The 23427-nt window shown below is 28.8% G+C and carries 21 protein-coding genes; 12 read left to right on the top strand and 9 right to left on the bottom strand.

All coding sequences use genetic code 11. The features are described 5' to 3' along the window. Positions 1 to 2 precede the first annotated feature (2 nt). The 8 genes from CC87_RS01345 to CC87_RS01380 all read right to left on the bottom strand — a co-directional run bounded on the left by CC87_RS01345 (position 3) and on the right by CC87_RS01380 (position 8336). Positions 3 to 374 (bottom strand): response regulator, encoded by a 372-nt coding sequence (locus CC87_RS01345; RefSeq protein ID WP_038055283.1) that lies wholly within the window; start codon positions 372 to 374, stop codon positions 3 to 5. A 4-nt stretch (positions 375 to 378) separates the two neighbouring features. Next, entirely contained in the window at positions 379 to 1218 is an 840-nt protein-coding gene (locus tag CC87_RS01350) for a CheR family methyltransferase (RefSeq protein ID WP_038055284.1), read from the bottom strand. Then, positions 1205 to 2098, bottom strand: a complete 894-nt coding sequence (locus CC87_RS01355; protein WP_038055288.1) for a HEAT repeat domain-containing protein — start codon at positions 2096 to 2098, stop codon at positions 1205 to 1207. The genes CC87_RS01350 and CC87_RS01355 overlap by 14 nt, the downstream gene beginning before the upstream one ends. A 17-nt stretch (positions 2099 to 2115) precedes the next feature. After that, positions 2116 to 3201: a protein-glutamate methylesterase/protein-glutamine glutaminase gene (locus tag CC87_RS01360; RefSeq protein WP_038055680.1), complete on the bottom strand. Its 1086-nt coding sequence runs from the start codon at positions 3199 to 3201 to the stop codon at positions 2116 to 2118. Then, positions 3185 to 5086: a chemotaxis protein CheW gene (locus CC87_RS01365; protein WP_038055291.1), complete on the bottom strand. Its 1902-nt coding sequence runs from the start codon at positions 5084 to 5086 to the stop codon at positions 3185 to 3187. Before CC87_RS01365 ends, CC87_RS01360 begins: the two co-directional genes overlap by 17 nt. Before the next feature lie 13 nt (positions 5087 to 5099). Beyond that, complete coding sequence (locus CC87_RS01370) at positions 5100 to 7049, bottom strand: methyl-accepting chemotaxis protein (RefSeq protein ID WP_038055293.1); 1950 nt, start codon at positions 7047 to 7049, stop codon at positions 5100 to 5102. A 100-nt stretch (positions 7050 to 7149) separates the two neighbouring features. Next, positions 7150 to 7587, bottom strand: a complete 438-nt coding sequence (locus CC87_RS01375) for a hypothetical protein (RefSeq protein ID WP_038055294.1) — start codon at positions 7585 to 7587, stop codon at positions 7150 to 7152. A gap of 2 nt (positions 7588 to 7589) precedes the next feature. Further along, complete coding sequence (locus CC87_RS01380; protein WP_038055295.1) at positions 7590 to 8336, bottom strand: ParA family protein; 747 nt, start codon at positions 8334 to 8336, stop codon at positions 7590 to 7592. Positions 8337 to 8764: 428 nt separating this feature from the next. On the opposite strand from CC87_RS01380, the gene CC87_RS01385 reads away from it, so the two are divergent. The 12 genes from CC87_RS01385 (at position 8765) to CC87_RS01440 (ending at position 22713) form a co-directional block, all read left to right on the top strand. Beyond that, the gene (locus CC87_RS01385) at positions 8765 to 9466 is read left to right on the top strand and encodes a SapC family protein (RefSeq protein ID WP_038055296.1); all 702 of its coding nucleotides are present in this window, start codon (positions 8765 to 8767) and stop codon (positions 9464 to 9466) included. Between the two features lie 13 nt (positions 9467 to 9479). Then, positions 9480 to 10520, top strand: coding sequence for a CDP-glucose 4,6-dehydratase (rfbG, locus tag CC87_RS01390; RefSeq protein WP_038055297.1), 1041 nt, complete (start codon positions 9480 to 9482; stop codon positions 10518 to 10520). Between the two features lie 20 nt (positions 10521 to 10540). Then, positions 10541 to 11386, top strand: coding sequence for a sulfotransferase family protein (locus CC87_RS01395; RefSeq protein ID WP_038055298.1), 846 nt, complete (start codon positions 10541 to 10543; stop codon positions 11384 to 11386). 8 nt (positions 11387 to 11394) lie between these two features. After that, positions 11395 to 12315: a glycosyltransferase family 2 protein gene (locus CC87_RS01400; RefSeq protein WP_169740251.1), complete on the top strand. Its 921-nt coding sequence runs from the start codon at positions 11395 to 11397 to the stop codon at positions 12313 to 12315. Then, complete coding sequence (locus tag CC87_RS01405; protein WP_038055300.1) at positions 12284 to 13513, top strand: FkbM family methyltransferase; 1230 nt, start codon at positions 12284 to 12286, stop codon at positions 13511 to 13513. Before CC87_RS01400 ends, CC87_RS01405 begins: the two co-directional genes overlap by 32 nt. 73 nt (positions 13514 to 13586) lie before the next feature. Continuing rightward, complete coding sequence (locus tag CC87_RS01410) at positions 13587 to 15065, top strand: glycosyltransferase WbsX family protein (RefSeq protein WP_051920401.1); 1479 nt, start codon at positions 13587 to 13589, stop codon at positions 15063 to 15065. A 16-nt stretch (positions 15066 to 15081) separates the two neighbouring features. Beyond that, entirely contained in the window at positions 15082 to 16632 is a 1551-nt protein-coding gene (locus CC87_RS01415; RefSeq protein ID WP_038055303.1) for a glycosyltransferase family 9 protein, read from the top strand. Then, on the top strand, positions 16616 to 17101 hold the full coding sequence (locus CC87_RS01420) for a hypothetical protein (protein WP_038055305.1): 486 nt from the start codon (positions 16616 to 16618) through the stop codon (positions 17099 to 17101). Before CC87_RS01415 ends, CC87_RS01420 begins: the two co-directional genes overlap by 17 nt. A 53-nt stretch (positions 17102 to 17154) precedes the next feature. After that, positions 17155 to 18819 carry a carbamoyltransferase N-terminal domain-containing protein gene (locus tag CC87_RS01425; RefSeq protein ID WP_038055307.1) on the top strand — a complete coding sequence of 555 codons (1665 nt, stop codon included), beginning with the start codon at positions 17155 to 17157 and terminating at the stop codon, positions 18817 to 18819. 21 nt (positions 18820 to 18840) lie between these two features. Next, complete coding sequence (locus tag CC87_RS08540; RefSeq protein WP_051920403.1) at positions 18841 to 20139, top strand: FkbM family methyltransferase; 1299 nt, start codon at positions 18841 to 18843, stop codon at positions 20137 to 20139. Then, the gene (locus CC87_RS01435) at positions 20126 to 21682 is read left to right on the top strand and encodes a hypothetical protein (RefSeq protein WP_038055309.1); all 1557 of its coding nucleotides are present in this window, start codon (positions 20126 to 20128) and stop codon (positions 21680 to 21682) included. The genes CC87_RS08540 and CC87_RS01435 overlap by 14 nt, the downstream gene beginning before the upstream one ends. Further along, entirely contained in the window at positions 21679 to 22713 is a 1035-nt protein-coding gene (locus CC87_RS01440) for an NAD-dependent epimerase/dehydratase family protein (RefSeq protein WP_051920404.1), read from the top strand. Before CC87_RS01435 ends, CC87_RS01440 begins: the two co-directional genes overlap by 4 nt. Here the strand turns inward: CC87_RS01440 and rfbF are convergent. Beyond that, a complete protein-coding gene (gene rfbF / locus CC87_RS01445) occupies positions 22662 to 23426 on the bottom strand; it encodes a glucose-1-phosphate cytidylyltransferase (RefSeq protein ID WP_038055311.1) in 765 nt (254 codons plus the stop codon). The two genes, CC87_RS01440 and rfbF, sit on opposite strands and share 52 nt — an antisense overlap. Position 23427: the final 1 nt, after the last annotated feature.

A 23427-nucleotide genomic window follows, 5' to 3' on the forward strand; every position in this document is an offset into this window, starting at 1 on the left:
GTTTATTCTCCTCCTAAAAGCATTTTAATATGTGTAATTAAAGCCTGAGGTTTAACAGGTTTTACTATATACAAATTAGCTCCCGCTTCGTATCCTTTTTGTCTATTAATAGCTTCTTCTTGAGTGGTAATAATAATTATGGGTGTCTCTTTATCTAATTCTCTATACTTCTTAATAAAAGTTAATCCATCCATTCTTGGCATATTTATATCACAAAGAATTAAATCATATTCATCTGTTAAAGCTTTTTCCAAAGCCTCCACTCCATCTGCAGCACCATCTACTTGAAAACCTGCTGATTTCAAAATATTTCCATGGAAACTTCTAACTACGTGGGAATCATCTACTATTAAAACCTTTCTTATCTTCTTCATAACTTTACTCCTTAGTATAAACTATATGTCCCCCTAATCTTTTAATTTTAAAGGCATTGGTAATACGAGCTAAAGATTCAGAACTTCCAAGAAAAATATATCCCCCTTTATTTAAGGCAATATAAAAATGATCCACTACTTTTTTGCGGGAAATTTCATCAAAATAAATAAGAACATTTCTACAAAAAATGAAATCAAAACCCCGTTTTTTTCTTAAAACTGGAAAATCCATTAAATTTAAATGCTCAAATTTAACCAATTTTTTAACCTCATCTTTTATTTTGTATTTATCTTTTATTATTTCAAAATATTTTTTTAAATATTCTGTAGGAACATGTTTTACACTTCTCCAATCGTAAATTCCTTCTTGAGCTTTTCTTAAAGCTTCCTTATCAATATCAGTTGCTAAAATTTCAATACTCCAGCTATTAACATCTTCTAACATTTCATATAAAATAATCGAAATAGTATAAGGTTCTTCTCCTGTGGAACAGCCTGCTGACCAAATTTTTAAACTATCATCCCTTATTTTTATCTTTCTTTCCACCACCTCAGGCAAACAGTATTCTGCAAAGGCTTGAAGTTGAGGAAAATCTCTAAAAAAATAGGTCTCATTTATAGTAATAAGATCAACTAAATTTTGGAGTTCTTCACCGTTTTTATCTCCAAATTTAAGTCTCCTTAAATAAGCAATGGGATCTGTAATACCCAATTCCTGCATACGTTTTTCTATTCTCTTAGAAAGAAAATAAAATTTTTTTTGATCAAAACGGATACCAGTTTTTCTATAAATAAAATCTGCAAATTTTTCAAAATCTTCTAAAGTAAGATTAATTCCTTCCATTAAAACAACCCTCACCTAAATAGGTTTTTAGTCCTTCCTCTACAGTAGGGTCGTCTTTAATGTATTGATAAATATTATAAATTTGCTCTAATTTTTTTAATTCTGGAAATCTTTGACAAATTTTAATTAAAAAATTTATTAAATCGTAAGCATAAGCTGGATCATATTTAACAATCTCTAATAAATAGATAATATCATCTTTTTCGCCTAAATCTGCTACTAATTTTATAAGTTCTGGCAAGAAAATTATATTCTCCTCTGTAACCTTTTTTTCAGGTAAAACCATTTTGATAATATCTTTTATTTTAAATCCTTCTTTTATTTCTCTTAAAGCATGTAAAATTGAAACTCTAAGCATGGGCTCAGGATCTTTTTTAAAAAGTTCTATCAATTCTGGTAAACTTTCTTTATCTCTCAATTTTCCTAAGTATTCTACAGCTGTAATTTGAACATTTTTAGAAGAGTCATAAAGAGAAGCCCTTATAGCCATAAGAGCTGATGGTGTGCCAAGCCCAACTAAACTATCTAAAATAAGTTTTCGAACTTCTTTATTAGAGTGATCAAGTTTAGAAGCTAAAAAGGCTACAGCTCCTTCTTTATCTAAACTTGAAGCAAAAATTTCTACAGCTGCATTCCTTAAATAGGCATCTGGAGAAGAAAATAGTTCAAAAAGTCTTTCATAAATAGAAGAAATATCCATATTTTTTAAAGCTTCTACTATAGCGTCTTTAACCGCTATGCTTTCGTCAGTGACTAATTTTTCGACTAAATCTGGAAGAAGTTCAGTAATATTATTGTCCATAATATCATGCACTGTATAAATTCTTTCAGCTTCGTCTGGATGGTTTAATTTTTTTCTTAATTCTTCTACACTATCCATAAGTCCCTCCAAAGCTATCAATTAGCTAAACGATTTACCGCTTTTATTATTTCTTCTGCTATTTGATAACTTGGAGCTATAATTTCAGCTCCTCCCCTTTCTATAGCTTCCTTAGGCATACCGAACACTATAGCTGTTTCCTCAGATTCTGCGATAGTAACACCACCTGCTTTTCTTATTTTCACCATGGCATTAGCTCCATCATCTCCCATTCCTGTAAGAAGAACCCCTACAGTATTCCTTCCAAAAACATTTAAAACTGATTCCATCATTATATCTACAGAAGGTATAAAAAGGTGTGGAGGATTAGTAGAAAGTCTTATTCTAATAACCTTTGATGCTTTCTTTAATAAGAGATGATATCCGCCTTTTCCTAAATATCCATAAGATTTTTTAACAATATCCCCTGCTTCAGCTTCTTTAATAAAAATTTGAGAATAGGCATCTAATCTTTTAGCAAAAGAATTAGTAAAAGATGGAGGCATATGTTGAACAATAAATATTGCAGCAGGAAGATCTGCAGGTAATTCCGGAATAATATCCATTAAGGTTTTAGGACCTCCAGTAGAAGCTCCTATAGCTACTGCTACAGGAATTTCTTTGGCAATTTCTTTTATTTCTGGTATAGATGGTTTAACAACTTTTCTTCTGGGAGGAATTCTTTTTTTAGCTCTTTTTAAAAGTTTATAAAAAATTAATTTCTTTTTAGCTGCTGCCTTTACTTTTTCTATAATTTCATCAGCTACTTGTTTTAAATTTAGTGATATAGTCCCCCCTGGTTTAGCAACATAATCAAAAGCTCCTAATTCTAAAGCTTGAAAAGTAATTTCAGCTCCTTCTTGGGTCAATGAACTTACCATAACTACTGGACAAATTTCTTCTTCTACAATATGCTTTAATACAGTTAATCCATCCATACCCGGCATATTTACATCTAATGTAATCACATCAGGTTCGAGTTTACGTGCCTTTTCTAAGGCATCTTCCCCATCTCGAGCTGTAGCTATTACCTCTATTTCAGGATCTGATTCCAAAATTTCTCTTAACATTTTTCGCATTAAAGCTGAATCATCAACTACCAGAACCCTAATCTTCTTTTTCATCATCTTTTATCCTTTTAAGTGTTTTTTTCTTTCTTTTAGGTTTTTCATCAGAAGGTTCTGGAACTGTAGTTTCTTCAGAAGATATTAAAGTTTCTAATTTTTCTTTTTCTTCATCACTTAAAACATTCAGAATATTTATTACTAAAATTATTTTATCTTTTTTTTCCAGTTTGCAAATTGCTTTAATGAAACGAGTATCTATATTTTCAGCAATAATTTCTGGTGGAGTCTCTAAACTATCCTTTGGAACTCTCAAAACCTCAGAAACTGAATCTACTACAAAACCAACCAATTTATCTTGCAATTTTACTATAATTACTTTAGTTGTTTCATCATATGGGCGAAATTCCATTTCAAATCTCTTTCTTAAATCAATAACAGGGATTACATTTCCTCTAAGATTCATAACACCTTCTACAAAATAAGGAGCTCTTGGAACAGAAGTTATACTTTCCACTCTGTTAATTTCCTGAACATCTTCTATAGGAATAGCAAAATCAACTTCAGCAAGTCTAAAGGTAACTAATTGAATTTCTTCTGTAACTGTAGTAACTTCTTTTTCTAATTTTTCTTCTTTTTTAATCATTTCCTTTAACTCCTCAATAGTTTTTTTATCAAATAAGCTTTCTTCAGAAATAAGCATAATTATTCTTTTTCCTTCTTCCAATTTTGCTATACCTTTTAAATTGTCACTTTTTTCGGTTTTTAAAATCTCAGGCGGTTTTTCTATAGAATCTTTTGGAACTCTAATTACTTGTTTTATTCTATCTACTAAAATACCTATAGGGATATTAAAGATTTCCAGTACCAAAATTCTTTGATCTTCTTTAATGTCTTCAGAAATAGCTTCTTTTAAATTTTTAAAATGCCTTTTTAATTTTTCAAATACAGATAACATGTCATTTTCAAAAAATTGCAGGGCTGATTCTTTACTATGTTCTTTAACCTTTTGTAAAGTTATTTTAGCCAGTTCATGAAAAAGTTGGTGGTCTTTTTTCATAGATTCAATAGCTTGATTTATCTTTTCACTTGAAGTAATAAATTTTTTCATCCACAAACCAAAGCTACATTTATTATGATCAAGTTCACCTCTAAAGGGACTTCCTGTTTCTATGGAATTTTTTAAATCTCTTACAAAATCTTCATGTTCTTTCAAAATTTTATCTACTTCCTCATTTATATCTTCTGCTAAATCTGAAAAACCGAATAATTTTCTTAAATCTATTACAGGAAGTAAAGTATCTCTTACAGCCAAAATTCCAAGAATATACTCAGGAGTTTCTGGAACTTCAGTAATATTACCCACTCTCAAAATTTCTCTTACTATTTCTATAGGAAAAGCGTATTCTTCTTCAGCAATTGAAAAAGTAACTAATTGAACTTCCTCTATATGCTTTTTTTCTTCTTCCTCCTGTTCCTCTTTAAATATTTGGGTACTTCTTTTAGTTTCTGAAGTGGTTATTTCAATTTTACATAAATTTTCTAAATTAAGTTTAAGAATAAGCTGACCGTTTTTCCTTATAACTCCAGAAATATATTCTTTTTCTATTTCAGAAGATAAAACTTGAGGAGGCGGTTCAACTTCATCCTCCTCTACATCTATTACTCCTTTTACCTGATCTACTATTAATCCCAAAAAAGTTTTACCTATATCTAAGATTAATACCCTGGTATGAGGAGTAATTTCTATATCAGAAATACCCAGCTTAATACGAGTATCAATAACTGGGATAATAATTCCTCTTAAATTAGCCAGACCTTTTAAATATTTAGGAGCTCGGGGGATCTCGGTGATTTTTGGATATCTTATAATTTCCTTTATTAAATTAGTATCTATACCAAATATTTCTTTTCCTAATTGAAAAGTAACTATTTGATTTCCCATTTTATACCCCCTTTTACATACTCTGCAATTCATCAGCAAGAGAAGCTATCTCTTCTATCGCCTGAGAAAGTTCTTGAATTCCTCTGGCTTGCTCTTCTGCGGCTGCAGCTGCTTCTGCAACAGCTTTAGCAGCTTCTTCAGATGCAGAGGCAATTTGATCTATAGCCTTTTTAGATTCTTCAATAGCTCTTAAGGCTTCCTGAGCAAGCTCTAAACTTTCTGCAAGTGCTGTAAGTGTATCTTTTATATTTTCATCTATTTTAACAAGAGATTGAGAGGCTACCTTTGATTTTTCTGCTTCCCCTTTAGCAGTTTTAGCTGCAAGTTCTATTTCTTGCATACATACATTAATTATATCTTGTAAATTTCTTACCAAATCTTTAATTTTATCTGCATTTTCCGCTGATTCTGTAGCAAGATTTCTTATATCACTTGCTACTACAGAAAAACCTTTACCATATTCCCCTGCTCGGGCTGCTTCAATAGAACCGCTTACAGCAAGCATATTAGTTAAAATTGTTACATTCATAATAACCTCAACTATTTTTTCAATCTTCCTGGTGTGTTTTTCTAAAGTTTTTATATTTTCCAAAGCCTTTAAATTATCCTCAGCAGATTGTTTAATATTTTCAATCATGCTCTCTACATTAATTTTATTTTCATTTACCAATTTGCTGACCTCTTCACAATCTTTTACAAGTTGATTTGCTCTACCTTCTATTTGTTTGGCAGAAGCTATAAGTCTTTCTGCTATTTCACTGGCATTTTGAGTTTCTTTGGCTTGAAGATCTGAAGCAGTTTTTATTTGATCAATAGCCTGAGCAAGTTCTTGAGCAGCTGTACTGGTTTCTTCTATATTAGCAGAAAGCTCCTCTGCCATAGCAGCTACTTCTTCAGCAGATTTTTTAGTATCTGTAGAAGTTTTCAATTCTTCAGCTACCTGTGCCAATTCTTGAGCAGCTACAGACATCTCACCCAATGCTTTGGATTGCATTTCTGTCCCTTTCCTTGCTTCCTCTGCTGAAGAAGCAAGTTCTTCCGCTGCTGTAGCAATTTGTTCTGCACTTTTCAAAAAGTTTCTTGCTTCCTCTAAAGTTTTATTTGCTACATCTACTATTTCTTCAGTAGCTTTTAAAAATTCATCCATTTTTTGAGTTATATTTTGTAGTTCCTCTCTTATTGTTTTCCCTTTTTCAGCCTCATTCTTAGCATTATTACTTATTTGATTAATTTCATCTACCACTGTTCTTACTGAATTTTGAATTTCCGCCACTAATTCTCTTATATCTCGGGCACTTTTCTCCGAAGTCTCAGCAAGATTTCTAACTTCATCAGCTACTACTGCAAAACCTCTTCCGTGTTCCCCTGCACGAGCTGCTTCAATAGCTGCATTTAAAGCCAGCAAATTGGTTTGATCAGCAATCCTCACTACTGCTTGAACAATATTTCCTATCTCCTCTGATTGTTTTTCAAGTTCCTCTATTAATTTAGAAGTTTCAAGAGCGGCTTCAGAGGCATTATGAACACCTTCAATTAAAAGTTCAATTTGAGAAACAGTGCCTTCGATTAAATTTTTGACATTTTTAACTTTTTCTAAATTCTGTTTAGCATTTTGGGCTATTCTTGTAGAGCCCTTTTCTATTTGAACTACAGAGGCACGAATTTGTTCAGCAGCACCACTTGTTTCTTCAGCACCAGCAGCAATCTGTTCCATAGAACGATTAAGTTCTTCTGCAGCAGCACTTGATTCTTCAATAGCTGAAGCAAGTTCTTCTGACGCTGCAGCTATTCTTTCAGCTATTTGCTGCTGTTTAGCAAGAGTTCGAGCACGAGCTTTTTCTTGAGCAAGTTTTTTAGCTTTCTCTCTTTTAAGAGACAAACCTTCTTCAGCTATTCCTTTAGGATGCTCTTCTGGTTTAGCTAAACCTTTAGATTTAATCCCCAATTTTTTTTCTTCAGCCATTTCTACCTCCCTCTTTTATTTTTGTATTTTTTAATACTAATCAGCCTATCTTTTAGCTTGTTAAAGAGGGATGGTATCCCCTCTTTTTTATTATCATCTCTTAAGATTGCAAAATTTGTAAATTTTCTTTAAGAATGGAATTCTCTGGAAAATTTTTTATTCCCTCTTTAAGAATTTTAATCGCCTCTTCTTCTCTCCCTACTTCAGCATATAATACTGCTAAATTATTTATTGCTTTTGCATTAGGTTTTAATAAATTAGAAAGACGATAATAAAATATAGCTTCTTCAATTAAACCTTCATCCTCACATCTTAAACCTATTTTAAAAAACAAACGGGAAAGCTCTGGAATATTTTTAAAAATTTGAACTATCAACTGATGAGTTTCCTGAAGCAGAAAATTGATATCTTTTTCTTTAAGTGCAACTTTAACATTTTTTATACTTTCTAAAATTTCAGGAATTTCAGGATAAACTCCAGAAACTTGAAAAAGTATATTTTCTTTTATTAACTCTTTAAGTTTTACACCTTTTGCCATCTTTAAACTCCTAAAAGAAGTTCTTCAGCAAGCATGTGAAAATCGTAGGCAGCTTTGGATCGAGGAGCATATAAAATAATTGGAAGCTGATGCCAAGCAGCTTCAGATATTTTTATATCTATCCTAATACCTCTTTTGATAACATCATTTCCAAATGTATCTTTTAACTCTTTTAAAATTGCATTAGCGTGTTTGGTTCTCATATCAACCATTACTGGAATAATGCCAGATAAAATAATATTAGGATTATATTTTTCTGAGATAGTATATAAAAACCCTAATAATTGAGCCAGACCTTCCATTGCAAGAAATTGAAGAGGCATAGGAACCATAAGCTCGGTAGAAACCGAAAGACAAAAAGTTAAAATATCTTCTCTTCCTGGAGGAGTATCTATCAGAATAAAATCGTATTTTGAACTTATTTCAGAAAATATATCTTTATACTTCAACTCAGAACCATAAAGTATATAAGAATTGTCTTTATGAAACGAAGGAATTATATCAAAAAGTTTATGAGAGGGAGTTTTTATTAGATTTTCAATATGATAATTATTAAAAAGTGAACCTGCTCCTTTTAAAGGAGAATAAGGATTAAGCCCTGAAATTAAAGTAGCATGACACTGAGGATCTAAATCAACCACTAAGCATTTTTTACCTTTTTGTCCCAAAACTGCAGCTAAATTTACTACTGTAGTAGTTTTTCCACTTCCACCTTTTCTATTACCAAAAGTTATAATTCTTGCAGACATAATTTTTATAAAAAATTATATTATAACTATAATAATTTGTCAATTTTTTTTTATTCAATTTTTAAAATTTTTTCGTTTTTTATTAGAAAACTTATATGAACAATTTTGGTTGGTTAATTTAAGAATAATAGTTAATATTTTAAAAATAAAATTTTTTAAAATAATAACAATTTTTAGTATAAAACCAAAGATTAAAAAAGAATAGTATTTTTTTTGAAAATTTTTTTATGAAGATAAAGAATATTACAAGTAAAATATAGAAAGAATTGAAAATCAAAAAGCAAGTAACGAAATTCAAATCAAAACCCCGTCTTATAAAATTTAAGTATTCTTAGCAAGCATAATTATTTATAAAAGTTATATCTACTTGGCAAAAACAGGTTTTTCGTATAAAATTTTTTAAAATCTCTGTAAGGAGGAAAATTTTTATGTTTGCACCATTTAGAGCTTTTAAAAATCCTGTTTTACTTGATGAAAAAGAGCACAAAGATTTAAAAATCAAAAAACCTTTAAACTATGCTTTTATGAAAGAGGTAGAAATTGTACCGCTTGGGTTTTCTGAAATTCTACCTGCTACTATGTATTATCCTGTAATGATCGGAAGCCATGAAGGTGAACTTTTCCCTTTTGCAGTAATGGGAGTTGATAAAAAAAATATTTTTATAAATGAAGAAGGTTTTTTTAAAGTAGAGGCAATACCTAAGGTATGTGAAATGTATCCTTTTTCAGTAATAAAACAAAGATTTGAAGGAAGAGAAGAATGGGCTGTAGTGGTGGATCTTGCCTGCATTAATGAAGAGGGAGAAAGACTTTTTACTGAAGAAGGAGAAGAAACTTCTTATTTTTCTGAAATTAAAGCCAAATTAACAGAACTTGCTATAGATTTTCAAAAAGCTATTGAATTTTGCCAGGAGATTACTCAAGCAGGGTGTGTGCAATCGGTAAATTTAAAAATAGAGTGTAAATATGGAAAAGCGGTTTTTAAAAATGTTTTTATAGGAAATATAGAAGCTTTGAGAAAAATTCAGCCAGAAAAACTTTATTATCTCAATACCTCTGGATATTTACCAATAATCTATGCCATTTATTTTAGTGCCAGGAATTTTAAACTTTTTGATTTAATTAATTAAATTTTTATAAAAAATGTTTGAAGATTTTTATAAAAATAAAAGAATTTTCATTACCGGACATACAGGTTTTAAAGGAAGCTGGCTTACTTTATGGCTTATAAATCTCGGTGCAGAAGTTATAGGATATTCTTTAGAACCACCTACCAAACCAAGTTTGTTTGAAGTTTTAAATATCAAAGAAAATATTGTTAATATAATAGGAGATATAAGAGATGAGAGAAAATTAAAAAAAGTTTTCAAAGAATATAAGCCTGAAATAGTTTTCCATTTAGCTGCTCAATCTCTTGTAGGATTTTCTTATAAAGAGCCAAAAATTACCTATGAAACAAATGTCATAGGAACTCTAAATCTTTTAGAAGCTGTTAGAGAAACGCAAAGTGTTAAGGTTGTAATAGTTGTAACCAGTGATAAGTGTTATGAGAATAAAGAATGGTTTTATGGTTATAGAGAAATAGATCCACTTGGAGGATATGACCCCTATAGCTCAAGCAAAGCTTGTGTGGAAATTTTGGTTAGTTCTTATAGAAGATCCTTTAGGCTTCCTCTTGCTACTTGCCGTGCAGGGAATGTAATAGGAGGAGGGGACTGGCAGATTGATAGGCTCATCCCAGATTGTGTAAAGGCTCTTTCTAAAGGAGAGTCTATTAAAATAAGAAATCCCAAGGCTATAAGACCATGGCAGCATGTTTTTGAACCGCTTTCAGGTTATCTTCTCCTTGCTATGCGTATGTGGGAAGAGCCGATAGAATACTCAGAAGCCTGGAATTTTGGGCCTTTTGAAAAAGATTTAGCCACAGTAAGGGAAGTTGTAGAGAAAGTAATTGATCTTTGGGGAGAAGGAAAATACGAAGTAATAGAAGATAAGTACTATCATGAGGCAGGTATATTAAGGCTTGATATAAGCAAAACCATGTTAAAACTTGGCTGGAAGCCAAAGTGGAATCTGGATACAGCTTTAAAGAAAACTATAGATTGGTATGAGTGCTTTTATAAACAAAGAGAAAATATAAAAAAGCTTAGCTTAAAACAATTAGAGGAGTATATGAAAGATTAAACGGTAAGAGGTGGATTTATATGGACTGGAAATTTTTACAGAGTATTAAACTGGTATTTGCTACTGGAAGTCCAAAATCTGGAACAACTTTTTTACAGATGATTTTAAACAACCATCCCGAGGTTTCCTGTCCTGCTGAACATTATTTGTTTGAATTGCTTACTGAAAAACTTCCGAGATTTTTAGAAAATTATAATAAAAGCGTAATTTTTATAGATAAAGTTACAGCTAATCAAGGAGCCCCTGTTTTTACTGAAGAAGATATAAAAGAAATCGGAAAATTTATTATAAAACTTGCAGGATATAAGGGTGCAAAGGGTAGAAGGGTTAAATGGTATGGAATAAAAGATGATCAGTTGACTGAAAGAAATGGTTTTAGTTTCTTGGAAAAACTCTTTCCTGAAGCGAAGTTTATAGGGATAATAAGAGATCCTCGTTCTGTAGTAGTTTCTGCTTGGCATTTTAATATTAGAATACATTCAGATTTTTTAGAAAGCATCGGAAATAATAAAGAAAAGTGGATTGAATATGCTGCTAACTGCTGGCTACGAGATAACAATAATCTTATCAATTTTTTTAAGAAAAGTCCTTCCAAGGTGTTTCTTTGCAAATACGAAGATTTGTTATTAAATTCTTTTGAAAATTATAAAAAAATTTTTGAATTTTTAGAAGTAAATACCGATGATACTTTAATAGAAGAAATAATTGAAAAAACTTCTTTCAAAAAATTTAAAGATGGTAAATTTTTTAGGAAGGGAAAAGTTGACAGTTGGAAAGAGGAGTTAACACCTTTAGAGATAAAAACTGTAGAAAAAGTCTGTGGATCATTAATGAATTTTTTGGGATATAAAACTGTATATTGGTAATAAACTTAGTGAAAAATAAAGTGCACTCAAGTAGATCAAGAAAAAAAATTAGTGTAATTATTCCCACTTTTAATGCAGAAAAGTTTATTGGAAAATTGTTGAAAAATCTTATAAAAAACCAAACTTTGAAGCCTGATGAGATAATAGTTGTTGATTCTTCTTCACAGGATAAAACAGTAAAAATTACCAAAAGATATGGGTGCAGAACCATCGTTATTCCTAAAGAAAAATTTAACCATGGAGGAACGAGGACTTTAGCAGGAAAAGAAGCTAAGGGAGAAATTTTGGTATATTTTACTCAGGATGCCTATCCTTATAATGAATATGCTTTGGAAAATTTGGTAAAAATATTTGAAAAAGATGAAAAAATAGCCTGTGCTTACGGAAGACAGATTCCCTACGAAAATACTAACTTTTATGGAAAGTTTTTTAGATACTTTAACTATCCAGAAAATTCTTTTATAAGAACTTATGAAGATAGACATAAATTTGGGAGAAAAACTGTATTTTTTTCAAATTCTTTTTCTGCTTATAGAAAAGATCTTTTAGAAGAAATTGGATGGTTTAAAGAAAATTTAATTTCTTACGAAGATATATATATAGCAGCAAGATTTTTGACGAAAGGTTATAAAATAGCTTATGTAGCAGAGGCAATGGTATATCATTCTCACTCTTTAAGAATATGGCAAGATTTTAAAAGACACTTTAAGCTTGGAAGATTTTTTAGAGAGGAAGATTGGATATTGAAAAAATTTGGCAAAAAGCCAAAAGATGAAGGATGGAGATTGATAAAAGAGTTTATAAAGTTTGCTTCAAAAGAAGGTAAAATTTTTACTTTACCTATGTTTTTAACAATAATGTACCTGAGAAAAATTGCATGGATTATGGGTTATTATTATGAAATCAGAAGAAAAATTTTTATATATTAAAGAATTAGAAGAATGGTTTGAAAAACTTAAAAGTGAAGGTGATAAACAAATTATATTTAAAAATTTTAAATTGTTTGATACATCCTTTATTGAAAAAGACAATTCCCATAATAAAGTAATCCCTGAAAAATTTTTATCTGATTTATGTCAGAAGTTAAAAGACAATAAATTTATTCTTTATGGTGCAGGGATAGGAGGTTTTTTATTTTTTAATGCATTTTGTAAAAAATATAATTTATATCCATTTGCAATAGTTGATAAAAATTTTAAAGGCAAAGAAAAATATTTTGATATACCAGCTTATTTTCCTTTAGAGTTTAATTTTACATCTGATTTGTTTGTTATAATTACAATAACTAAACCGTTTTATGTAAAAGAAATTATTGAATTTTTATCAAAATTTATTTCTTTGGAAAAGATTATTACTATACCACCAGAAATTTGGGGTTATCTACATTTATCTCTTTCAGGGTTTAAAAGAAAAAATAATTATTATTTAAAACCTGTAAAATTTTATTTAGAAAACAAAGATAAAATAATAAAAACACTAAAATTTTTTCACGATAAAACATCTTTAGAACTATATATAAAATTAATTAAAAGTTATATTTCAGGAAATTTTTATTCTTTACCTTTTTCACCTGCAGATGAGCAATATTTTCCAAGAGATATTAACCTCCTCAAAGGATATAGAAGATTTATTCATTGTGGAGCTTTTATTGGAGATACTATACGGCAGCTTATGCAAATTGTTGGAAAAATAGAAGCTTTGGTATGTTTTGAACCAGATATTATAAATTTTAATGAACTAAAGAAATTTTTAAATTACTATGCTAAAGAAATTGCAGATTATATAATAGCTCTCCCATGTGCTGTGTGGAAAGAAAATACATTTTTAAATTTTACAAATGGTATGGGTGGTGGTAGTTGTATTGATGAAAATGGAGAGTTTATGGTCTATGGAGTAGCTATAGATGATGTTTTACCTAATTTTAATCCTACTTATATTACAATGGACATAGAAGGGGCGGAACTTGAAGCTTTAGAAGGAACTAAAAAGACTATTAAAGAATGTCTGCCAGATTTAGCAATTAGTGTTTATCATAAACCTGAACATTTATGGGAAGTCCCTTTATATATTAAGAGCTTGAATCCAAGTTATAAATTTTTTTACGAAATTATACGGGTGGAATTTTAGAGACTATATTGTATTGTACAATGTAAGTAATAGTTGTTTAAAGTTAAAATTAGTATATAAGGTGTATAATGTTATGAACATAGAACAGATAAGTATAAAAGACTTAAAACAATTACTTAGAAATAAAAAAGTCGCAATTTATGGAGCTGGAGCTTTAGGTAAGTACTTAGTGGAATTTTTAAAAAAATCGGATTTAAATGTAGAGGTAGTTTTTGATAAAAAATTTAGAAAAAAAGAAAAATTTTTAGGGATAACAGCTACTAATTTAGATAATTGGGATATAGAAGATGATTTAAAAAATTTTTTAGTAATTATTACGGTTACTGGGAAATTTAATCAAAAAGAGATTTATTTAAATTTAAGAAAAAAGGGTTTTAAAGAGATATATGTTGTTTCTAAGGAATTTTTAAAGCCTATACCTAAAACTTCTCGTAGTTTAAAAATTTTAGAAAAAACTAAAGAAATTGTAAAACAAGAAGGAGGACATTTTTTAAAACTATTAGCTTTTTATTTACCTCAATTTCATCCTATCCCAGAAAATGACAAATTTTGGGGTAAAGGATTTACTGAGTGGTTTAATGTAGTAAGAGGGAAACCACGGTTTAAAGGACATTATCAACCTCGTTTGCCAGGAGAGCTTGGTTTTTATGACTTACGAGTTCCTGAAGTTCAAGAACAACAAGTTGCCCTTGCAAAAGAATATGGAATTTATGGCTTTGTTTTTCACTTTTATTGGTTTAATGGTAAAAGACTTCTTGAAAGGCCTATTTTACAATTTATTCAAAATAAAAATATAAGTTTTCCTTTTTGTATTCATTGGGCTAATGAAAGCTGGACAAGAAGATGGGATGGTTTGGAACATGAAATTCTTATCAAACAAGAACATACTTTAGAAGATGATATAGAATTTATAAAATATATCGCAATCACTTATTTTGAACATCCTAACTATATCAGGATAAAAGGAAAACCTTTACTAATTATTTATAGACCAGACTTATTTCCTAATATTAAAGAAACTGCAGAAAGATGGAGAGAATGGTGCTATAAAAATGGTATTGGAGAAATTTTTCTTTGTAATATGCATTCTTTTGATTGGACAGATCCAAGAGAAATAGGTTTTGATGCCAGCATAGAATACCCTCCTAATGCAATATTATTCAACGATGTAACTGATAAAATAGAAGTTATAGATTCTTTTTTTCAAGGCAGGGTTTTAGATTATGAATCAGCTATAGATCAGGCATATTTATATGAAAAGCCTGAATATAAAAAATTTAGAGGTGTTTTCCCTGATTGGGATAACGAAGCAAGAAGAAAAGGAAAAGGGAGATGTTTTATAAATTCTTCTCCTGAGAATTTTAAACTTTATCTTTCTATTGTGTGCAATTTTACAATTCAAAATTTTGAAAAAGAAGAAAGATTAGTCTTTATAAATGCTTGGAACGAATGGGCAGAGGGATGTTATTTGGAACCAGATGCAAAATATGGTAGGGCTTATTTGCAAGCAGTTAAAGATACCTTAGAATTTTTTAACAAACTAAATATATAAATTGCAGTAAAAAACAATGATTAGTTTTAAAAATTTTGTATATAAAGATAAAAAGCTAAAAATAATTTGGGAAGAATTAATAGAATTAACAAGCAAGTTTAATTATTTAAAGAGGATATTACAATCTGGAAAATTTTATCTATATGGTGGTGGCTGGTGTGGAGAAGTTTTTTATGAGATTTTTTGTAAACCAAATAATTTATATCCCAAAGCTGTATTAGATAAATATGCAGAAGAAAATAAAACTAAATTTGATGGTCTCTTAAAAAAATTTGATGAAAATGATAAAAGTCTGGATAAGAATTTTCCAGTAATAGTTACCATTTATAAAAAAAGTACTGTCGAAAATGTAAAAAAAACTCTTTTAAAATTTGGTTTTAAAGAAGTAATTATTATTCCTCAAGATTTTTGGGCTGATTTGCTACTTATTCAACACATGTTTTATTATTTAATAAACAAATATTTTATAAAAAAATTTTTTGATAGAAATAAAGCAGGATATGTAGATTTAGTAGGCGTAAGATTAGATTTATTGGGAGATTTTTTTATATTTTTACCTTTTTTTCTTGAATATTTAGAAAGGTATAAAAAACATTTGTTTATAGTTAATTCCTTTCACGAAGAGATAGTTAAATGTTTCACTAAAAATTACTTGTTAATAGAAAGAGAAAAATTTACTAAAAATTTGTTTTACAAAACTAAAATTTTTAAAAATTTGGCAAATTATTTGTCTCAGAAGGGAATTAATTTTATTACTTATAGAGGTTATTTAATTGCAGATGAACTAATTGCAAGTTTAAATAGTAAAGAAAAAATTTATTATAAAGGGGATTTTAAAACTTTACCAAATTTGGAAATTTTTCAAAAACTATTTGAATGGTATGATAGTTTTTATAATAAAAAAAATTTGTCAAATGTAAAAAATCTAAATAAAATTCAAAGAAGCGTCTTTTTGCATTCTTCAGAATATGAAAAGGATTATTTCTATCAATTAACTTTACAGGAGATTCAAAATTTAAGGATATTTTATGAAAAAGCTTATGATAGGTTTAAAAAATATATTAAAAATAACAAACTTAGTTCTAATTATATCTGTATTATTACCGATGCCTCGCAAAGATATAAAATTTATCCACAAGAAAAATGGCAAAAATTACTCAATATGTTACCTAAGGATTGGAAAGTTGTTCAATTAGGAATAAGGAAGATGCCTTTATTTCATCCAAATTTAATTGATTTAACTGGAAAAACTACTTTAAAAGAAGCTATGCAAATTGTAGCTAACGCAAAATTAGTAATCGGTAATGATACAGGGCTTATGCATCTTGCTTATCTTTCAGGAGTGCCTACCGTTTGTATTTTAGGAGGAGGACATTTTGGAAGGCTTCTTCCCTGGAAAGAATTTGAAGATAGAGTTATACCAGTTTATAAACAAATGGATTGTTTTTGTTGTAATTGGCAGTGTAAATATTTAGAAACAAGTTATAAAGCCTATCCTTGTATAGAAAGAATAGAACCTGAAGATATTTTAAAAACTGTGGAGGTGTTAAATGAAGGAAAAAAATAATAGTAAAAAATGGTTTGAAAAAAAAGATTTTTCAAAAGCTAAAAATGAAATAGAGCCTTTACCAGAATTTTATAAATATAAAGAAAAAGCAGAAACATTAGAAAAAAAGTTTGTAAATATTTTTAAAAATAATAGTTTTATAATGTATGGGGCTGGAGGAGGAGGATTGTTTTTTTTAAAAGCTTTTTGTGAAAAGTATAACCTTTATCCAAAAGTAATCCTTGATAAAGAAGGAGAAAAACATCCTAATAAAGACTTTTTTGAAGTTCATAATTTAAAAATATCTAAACCTGAAAATGAAACTTTTAAAAGATTTCCCCAAAATATTCCTATTGTAATCTCTATAGCTAAAAAGGAATTACAAGAAGAAATAAAAAATAATTTACAATTATTAGGATTTAAAAATTTATATTTAATTTCAGAAGATATATTTGACTATTGGTATTTAAAACTATGGGACGCTATATAAAATTCTTATTATGTTATAAAAATAATTATTAATTATAAAAAGGAGAAAAATAAATGTATATTATAGGTACAAAATTGTTCCATCATGATTCTGCAATATTTATTTTAGATTTTCAGAATAAAGAAATTTTTGCTCTTTCTACTGAAAGAATTACCAGAGTAAAACATGATCCAAGTTTTATTGCTCCTATTTTAACAGGAATAAATAAAGATATTTTTAAAAAAGCTGAATATATAGTATATAACCCTTTATGGGAAAGAGATTCTTTAGTTAAAAATTTTTTTTATAGATATGGTATAAATGCTAAAATAGAAAAAAAAGAACATCATTTATGTCATGCAGCTTCAGCTTATTATTTTTCTCCTTTTTATGGAAAGCCTACTATTGTTTTTACATTAGATGGAAAAGGAGATGGAAAATATGGTACACTATTTTTATTTAATAAAAATAATTATGAAAAAATCTCTTTTTTTAAAAATCAATATTTAGATAACAAAAAAATAGAATTTTATGAAACTTCTATTGGAATTTTATATCTTAAATTTACCAGTGTGTTAGGTTTAAAATCCAAAATAAATGAAAAAGCAAAACTTTTTAAAAGAGAATCAGAGATTGACATTTTAAAAGCTTTAGGAAATGAAGGAAAAACAGAAGCATTAGCAGCTTATGGAGAACCTGATGAAAAACTTTATAGTCTATTAAAAGATGGATATTCAGTAGATAAAGAAAACTTGTGCTGGAATCATAATTTTGAGGTTTTAAGAAAGTTGCATAATATAGATTTTTTAAAAAAATGGAAAGAAAAAGTAGGAGATAAAAATTTTGCAGCTACAATTCAAAGGTGGTTAGAAGATACGGTAGTAGAGCTTTTAAATATAGTTTATGAAAAATATAAAATTCCAAGGCTTGCTATGGCAGGAGGAGTAGTAGCAAATGTAATTATGAATCTAAATATTTTTGAAAGAACTCCTTTTAAAGAAATTTATATTTTTCCAGCAATGGGAGATGACGGAACAGCAGCAGGAGCAGCAGTTTTAAAAGCTATAGAATTAGGATACGATATTTCTTGGTTAAAGGAAAAAGAAATGCCTTATTGGGGGCCAAGCTATACCAAGGAAGAAGTAGCAAAAGAATTAGAAAAAGAGAGATGGAAAGATAAGATAAAATATACTTATATTGGAGAAAACTGGCAAGAAATGGCAGCAGAAATGATAGCAGATGGGAAAATAATTGCAGTTTTTCAAGGAAGAATGGAATTTGGTCCCAGAGCTCTAGGTAATAGGAGTGTTTTAGCAGATCCACGAGATCCCTATACCAGAGAAAAACTAAATAAAACTATTAAAAGACGTCCTTGGTTTCAACCTTTTTGTCCATCTGTTCTTGAAGAAGAAAGAGAAAGACTCTTTGAAAAGTCTTATAAGAATAAACACATGACTATTGCTTTTAGAATGAAAAAAGAATTTTGGGATAAACTTCCTTCTGCTATACATATAGATGGAACTGCAAGACCTCAATTTGTAGAAGAAAAAGATAATCCCAATTTTTATCGTATTTTGAAGAAATTTAAAGAACGTACTGGATATGGTATAGTTGTTAATACTTCTTTTAATTTGCATGGTAGAACAATTGTAATGACACCAGAAGATGCTTTAAAAGATTTTATAGATTGTAATATTGATGCGTTATTTATAGAAGGTTATCTAATAGAAAGAAAATAAAATAATTTTTAGGAGGGATTAATGAAAAATTACGAAAAAGAACTTAAAAAAATCTTAAAAAGTTTTGAACAAAACAAAGATATTCAAAATGAAAGTATAAGAAAAGAAAAATTAAAAAATTTAATACTTAACAGTTTCAAAACAGAATTGATTGATAGATATAAAACCAGTATAAAAAACGTAGAACAATTTGAAAAAGAATTGATACAAACATTAGAAAATAAAAAATTTTTTGTTTATGGAGCAGGAGGGGGAGGGTTTATATTTTTCAAGAATTTCTGTGAAGAATATAAAATTTATCCAAAAGCTTTCCTGGATAAAGAAGATAAAGGAGATTTTTACAAAAGTTTTTTAAAGATAAATGGGTGCGTTATAGTAAAAAGTCTTAGTAATAAATTCAAAGAATTAAACAGATCTTTACCTGTAGTAATTGCAGTAGGAAAAAAAGAATTACAAAAAGAAATAATAAGCTTTTTAAAAAAAGAAGGATTTAAAAAAATTATAACTATTCCAGAAGAATTCTGGAGAAAATGGTATAGTCAAGAATTAGATAAAGTATTATCTTTATGGTTTTGGGAGACTTTTATAAAAATAGAACATTATTTTGAAAAATTTAAAGAAAACTTATTAAAAATTATAGAGTTCTTTGATGAAAATAAAAGTAAAGAAATTTTAGTAACACATGTAAAACAGTTTTTGTTTTTAGAAAAAGAAAATATTAATTTTGAACCTTTAGAACAGCACTATTTCCCAGAAGATATAAAAATGGAAAAAGGATATAATGTATTTATTGATTGCGGGGCTTATTTAGGAGATACCGTTTACTATCTAAGTAAACACATAGGGAAGATTGATACTTTAGTTTGTTTTGAACCAAATTTAGAATTTTATAAAGCTTTAACAAAATATTTAAATGAAGATTATGAAAAAATAGCTAAAAACATTATTTCTATTCCTTGTGGAGTGTATAGTGAAGAAACAATTATAAAATTTGTTAATACATCTGCAGGAGATAGTCATATTACTTTTGATAGGGGTAATGAAGAAATTATGGTAGTGGTTCTTGATAGAGTATTATCTGGAATTGTTCCTACATTTATAAAAATGGATATAGAAGGAACAGAGCTTGAGGCTTTGAAAGGAGCAAAAAGAATTATAAAAACCTATAAACCAGATCTTGCTATTTGTGTTTATCACAACCCTATGGATTTAGTTGAAATCCCATTTTACTTAAAAAAGCTTGTGCCGGAATATAAATTTTACTTAAGAAAATATGGAGAGCAACCATTAACAGAGCTGGTGTTGTATGCAACAGTTTAGAGTAAATAATATCAAGGAACTTTTAACTTTATTAAAAGATAAAAAATTTATAATATGGGGTGCTGGGGCTGGAGGATATATATTTTTTAAATCTTTTTGTGAGAAATATAAACTTTATCCTCTATTTGTGCTTGATAAAAAAGTTGAAAAAGAAAAAAAATTTTTAGGAATAAAAGCAGTTAATCCTTATTATTACAAATTGGAAAATTTGGATAAAAATTTGTGGATTATAATAACTATTAAAAAGGAATGGATAGTCAGAGATATTGAAAAATTTTTAGAAGAGAGAGAATTTAAAAATATAATAGAACTTGAATATGATACTTGGTTTGAGTTAGAAAAAAATTTTTGGGAAGATCTTTATAAAACAACCTGGAAAACAAAAGAAAAACAGAAAAAACATTCAAAAAATTATACCATTAATGTTTTGCAAAATATAACTCAAAAAGTTTGTGTTATTCATATTGGTATGCCTAAAACTGGTTCAACTTCTATACAGATAAGTTTAAGCAATTTTAAAAATGATAAATTCTGTTATCCTAAGTTAGATCCCTTAGGAAATCATTCTTTTCCTTTAGCATATATTTTTATGAATTATGAAGAATTTATTAAAGTTTTTAACTTATTTGTAAAAGAAAAAAAAGAAAATTTTTTAGAAAAACAAAAATTTTATTTAAATCAGCTAAGAAAAGCATGTGAAAATGATAGTTCTTCTTTATTTATTTTATCTGGAGAGGCAATTTGTAAGTATTTTGAAAATAATTTAAAATATATAAAAAACTTTTTTAAAAAATATTTTTTCGAAATTAAAATAATAGCTTATATAAGGGAACCTTATAGTTATATTTCTTCATCTTTTCAAGAATATATTAAAAATTTTTGCGTAGCTTTAAAAGATTTAAATACTATTTATTTTCAATACCAAACATTTCAAAAATTTTTTGAAGTCTTTGGAGAAAAAAATGTTATACTAAAAAAATTTGATTCTTTAAAATTTCCAGATGGATGTGTTGTAAAGGATTTTTGTCAAACCTTAGGAATTGCTATAGAGGAAAAAAGAATCGTACGTGCTAATGCTTCTTTACCTAAGGAAGCTGTAAATTTGATTTACATCTTAAGGAAGTATTTTTCAAAAATAAACTTTTTTCCTTGGCAGATTGAATATCTTTTAAATGATTTATTACTGGAAAATATTTTAAAGGATATAGCTTTACATAAATTCAAAATCAGTAAAAAATTAATTAAACCAATAGTGGAAAAACATAAAGATGATATAAAATGGATGGAGGAGAAACTTGGAGAACCGCTTATAAATCTAGAAGACTTAGAAAAACCTGAGCCGGATTATGTAATAAAAAGTGAGGAAGATTTATTAACTATTCCAGAAGAGGTATTTGAAAGATTAAGAGATTATACCAATTACAAACTCAATAAAAGAAAATCTATTCCCCAGCAAGTAGCAGAGATGTTATTAACTATCTTGGCTGAAAATTTTCCCGATATAAAAGCTCAGTTAGAAGAGAAGAAAGGATTAATACTTTGAACTTAGATTTACTTAAAAACAAAAAAATTTTTCTTATTGGTGGCACAGGTTTTTTTGGCAGATGGCTTCTGGAAAGATTTGTCCATTTTAACAATACATTTAATTTAAAAACTAGGCTTTTCATTTTGAGCAGAAATCCAGAAAAATTTTTATCTAATAATCCTCAGTTTAAAAAGCGAAAAGATATGGTTTTTGTTAAAGGAGATGTAAGAAATTTTGAATTTTTAAAAGAAAAATTTCATTACATTATTCATGCAGCTTTACCTGCAAGTTATACCCAAATTAAACCCATAGAATTGTTGGACATTGGTATAAATGGAACCAAAAGAGTTTTAGAATTTGCTAAGTATTGTAAAGCTGAAAAATTTTTATTCATAAGCTCAGGGGTGGTTTATGGTAAACAGCTTTCTGAGATAAAAAAACTTTCAGAGAATTCCTTTGGAAGCTTGGAAATAAATCCAGAAAATCCCAAAATATATTATGCTGAAGCCAAAAGAGTAGGGGAACTTTTATGTTATGAAGCTATGAAAGAATGGGGATTAAATATCGTAATAGCCAGATGTTTTTCTTTTATAGGTCCTTATATGGAACTGAATTCCCACCTTGCAGTAGGAAATTTTGTCCGGGATGCTTTGAAAGGTGGACCAATTATTATTAAAAGTGATGGTAGAAAAATTAATTCCTACATGTATGCAGAAGACCTTGCTATCTGGCTCTGGACTATTTTACTGAAAGGCAAACCAGGAGAAGCCTATAATGTAGGCTCTGAAAAAGAAATATCTTTAAAAGAGCTTGCTCAGAAGATAGCAGAGATCTATGCAGAACTTACAGGAAAAAAAGTTGATATAATAATAAAAAAACAACCTGAGCCAGGGAAAATTCCAGAAAGATATGTGCCTTCAACTGAAAAAGCTAAAAAAGAACTTGGGTTAAAAGAAACTGTAAGCTTAGAGGAGGCTATTAGAAAAACTCTCCAGTTTTACCACACTTTCCAGGGAGCTTTTCCTGAAAACCATAGAGAGTCTAAATAGTTTTTATCTTTAAGAGTCTCCAGAGAATACCAAAATCCTTTGTGTTTATAGGCACTTAGCTGATTTTCTTGATTTAACTTTCCAAGAACATAATTCCAATCTGTCTCATCACCTTCTATGTAATCTAAAACTTCAGAAGATACAACGAAAAAACCTCCGCAAAACCATCCAAATTCTTCTTGAGGAGCGCTTACAATTTCTATTTTATCTTCAAAAATTCTCCATTCTGCATACCGAGCTGGATGTCTTGTTGCAAGAGCTGTTATTTTTTTACCACTCAACTTATGGAATTTGATTTCTTCTTCAATATTTACATCAGCTAAGCAATCTCCATAAGTGAAACAGAATATATTTTCATTTTTTAAGTATTTAGCAACTCTTTTAAGTCTCCCCCCTGTTTGGGTGTTTTCTCCTGTATCAACGATGGTAATTTTCCATGATTCGGCTTTGGAAGAATGATAGGTAATAGAGTTATTTTTGAGATCCACGGTGAGATCAGAATTATGCAGGAAGTAATTTGCGAAATATTCTTTGATTATATAGCCTTTATATCCCACACAGATAATGAATTCATTTATACTATAGACAGAGTATATTTTCATAATATGCCAGAGTATAGGCTTTCCTCCGATTTCTACCATGGGTTTGGGTTTGAATTCGGTTTCAGGAAAGAGTCTTTCTCCTTTTCCTCCTGCAAGTATAACAGCTTTCATT

The organism is Thermodesulfobacterium hydrogeniphilum (genome assembly GCF_000746255.1).
GTDB lineage: Bacteria > Desulfobacterota > Thermodesulfobacteria > Thermodesulfobacteriales > Thermodesulfobacteriaceae > Thermodesulfobacterium > Thermodesulfobacterium hydrogeniphilum.